The organism is Methylorubrum podarium (assembly GCF_022179745.1).
GTDB classification, from domain to species: Bacteria; Pseudomonadota; Alphaproteobacteria; order Rhizobiales; family Beijerinckiaceae; genus Methylobacterium; species Methylobacterium podarium.
Map to the genome: position 1 here is coordinate 1 of NZ_BPRD01000091.1, position 2,949 is coordinate 2,949.

3 protein-coding genes are annotated in these 2,949 nt (G+C 67.8%); all 3 read left to right on the top strand.

All coding sequences use genetic code 11. The annotated features are described in order from the left end of the window. Nucleotides 1–545: MFS transporter (locus tag MFF42_RS04655; protein ID WP_238254717.1), on the top strand; the 545-nt coding region annotated here is incomplete at its 5' end. 273 nt (nucleotides 546–818) lie between these two features. Then, nucleotides 819–2,144 (top strand): oxalate/formate MFS antiporter, encoded by a 1,326-nt coding sequence (oxlT, locus tag MFF42_RS04660; protein ID WP_238254718.1) that lies wholly within the window; start codon nucleotides 819–821, stop codon nucleotides 2,142–2,144. A gap of 457 nt (nucleotides 2,145–2,601) precedes the next feature. Further along, nucleotides 2,602–2,949: thiamine pyrophosphate-binding protein (locus tag MFF42_RS04665; protein ID WP_373875132.1), on the top strand; the 348-nt coding region annotated here is incomplete at its 3' end.

Genomic DNA, 2,949 nt, shown 5'->3' on the forward strand with positions numbered 1-2,949 from the left:
ACATCGCCGACGTGCCGGTCAGCCTGTTCGGCATCACCCTGCCGGCACTGACCTTCGCCGCCACCATCGACCGGGTGCTCAACGGCGTCACGCGTCCGCTCTTCGGCTGGATCTCCGACCATATCGGCCGCGAGAACACGATGTTCCTCTCCTTCGGCATCGAGGGCGTGGGCATCTACATGCTGAGCCAGTTCGGCCAGGACCCGATCATGTTCGTGATCCTGACCGGTCTCGTGTTCTTCGCCTGGGGCGAGATCTACTCGCTGTTCCCGGCGACCTGCGGCGACACCTTCGGTTCCAAGTATGCCGCCACCAATGCGGGCCTGCTCTACACCGCCAAGGGAACGGCGGCGCTGATCGTGCCCTATACCAGCATCCTCACCACGATGACGGGAAGCTGGCACGCGGTGTTTTTGGCGGCGGCCGCGCTCAACATCCTCGCGGCCCTGATGGCGATCTTCGTCCTCAAGCCGATGCGGCAGGCCTACACGCGCGAGCAGACCGCCCTGGAAGCCAAGCCGAAGACCGCCGCAGCGGTGCACTGAGCGCTGCCTCCGGACGGCTCGTCCGCTCCGGCTCACCCACGACCCTCGACGCGCACCGGGCCAGACCGCCCGGTGCGCGCCGACGCGTTCTCACAGCGGACCTTCTGCAACCGATCGAACGGGGCGCGCCGGAACCGGCGCCCCCCGTGGGTGTGCCGGGGTGCCGCAGCTTTCCCGCCCGATCTTCGTACCCCTGGTATATTGTATGCCTTGCATCATCATGCTTGATGCCGCGCCAGGGGAGCACCGGAAAACGTTTTGAGGAGACACCGGATGGTCTACCAACCGGCAGAGCAGCACGCGCATCCAGCGGCGCCTTCGGACGCGCCGTCCGCCAAGTGGTGGCAACTGGCCTTCGGCGTGCTCTGCATGGCGATGATCGCCAACCTCCAGTACGGCTGGACCCTGTTCGTTGATCCGATCGACGCGCAGCACCAATGGGGACGCACGGCGATCCAGTTCGCCTTCACGATCTTCGTCGCCACCGAGACCTGGCTCGTGCCGGTCGAGACGTGGTTCGTCGACCGCTACGGCCCGAGCCTCGTGGTCGGTTTCGGCGGCCTCATGATCGCCCTGTCCTGGACGCTCAACGCCTACGCCGAATCGCTCTTCCTGCTCTACACGGCGGCGGTGATCGGCGGAATCGGCGCGGGTTCGGTCTACGGCACCTGCGTCGGCAATGCCCTGAAGTGGTTTCCCGACCGGCGCGGCCTCGCGGCGGGTGCGACCGCGGCCGGCTTCGGCGCCGGGGCGGCGATCACCGTGATCCCGATCGCCAACATGATCGCCGCGAGCGGCTACCAGAAGGCCTTCCTCGTGTTCGGCCTCGGCCAGGGCGCCGTCGTGCTCCTCCTGTCCTTCCTGCTGCGCAAGCCGTCGGTCGCGGTGGCGATCAAGCGCAAGAACCTGCGCCTGCCCCAGACCAAGATCGACCGCAGCCCGAAGGAAGCGGTGCGCACCCCCGTCTTCTGGACGATGTACGCGATGTTCGTGATGGTCGCCTCCGGCGGCCTGATGGCGGCGGCGCAGATCGCCCCGATCGCCCACGACTTCAAGGTCGCGGGCGTGACGATGAACCTGTTCGGCCTGCAGATGGCCGCGCTCACCCTGGCGATCTCGCTCGACCGCATCTTCGACGGGTTCGGCCGGCCGTTCTTCGGCTGGGTGTCCGACAACATCGGCCGCGAGAACACGATGTTCATCGCCTTCACCATCGCCGCGACCGCCTGCATCCTGCTGCTCGGCTACGGGCGCAACCCGATCGTCTTCGTGCTGTGCACGGCGATGTATTTCGGGGTGTTCGGCGAGATCTACTCGCTGTTCCCGGCGACCTGCGGCGACACCTTCGGCTCGAAGTACGCGGCCAGCAACGCCGGCCTGCTCTACACCGCCAAGGGCACGGCGGCCTTCCTCGTCCCCCTCGCCAGCGTGCTGTCGGCGCATTACGGCTGGTCGGCGGTGTTCGGCCTCATCATCGGTCTGAACATCGTGGCCGCCGCGATCGCGGTCTTCGTGCTGAAGCCGATGCGGCGACGCTACCTCGCGGCGGAGGCGGAGATCGCCGAGGCGGCCGAGGCGCAGACGGTCAAGCTTGCCTGAGGCGGTCCACCGGACCCCGGCCGCTCCGGCCCCCGATCGACGCGACGCGCGCCCGGCGGATGACGCCCGGCGCGCGTCTTTGCATTCAGGGCGCGCGCGTCAGCGCAAGGCCCGAGCCGAGGTCGGATCGCGCTCCGGAGCCATGCCGGGCCCGATCGGATATAGATGGGGGCGAATCGGCCGCATTCCCCGCTTCGGAAGGGCTCGCGTCCCGCGCGCCCGTCCTGTCCACGGCCCGATTTCCAGGCGCCGAAGGCGTGCGTGTCCGAAGGCGTCTGTTTCGTTTGACCGGCCATTTGGTATTTGGTATGCCAGCCCGGTCGCAACGAGACCCGCCGTCCATCGAACGGTCCGCGCGCCGAGCTTGGCGCTGCAAGAGACGCGAAACGAGCCCGGCCCGACGCCATCGGGTTCCGCGCCGGCCAAGAACCATCCGCATCACGAGGGAGAACGCCGCATGACCGTCCAGGCCCAGAACATCGACGCGATCACCGCGGGCGCCATGCCCCACGAGGAAGCGGAGCTGACCGACGGCTTCCACCTCGTCATCGATGCGCTCAAGCTCAACGGCATCGAGACGATCTACAACGTCCCCGGCATCCCGATCACCGATCTCGGCCGCCTCGCCCAGGCCGAGGGCCTGCGCGTCATCTCCTTCCGCCACGAGCAGAACGCGGGCAACGCCGCCGCGATCGCCGGCTTCCTCACCAAGAAGCCGGGCATCTGCCTCACGGTCTCCGCGCCGGGCTTCCTCAACGGCCTGACCGCGCTGGCGAACGCCACCACCAACTGCTTCCCGATGATC

Coding starts and splice junctions, on each gene's coding strand:
- oxlT (WP_238254718.1), top strand. CDS start 819: ATGGTCTACCAACCGGCAGAGCAGCACGCGCATCCAGCGGCGCCTTCG.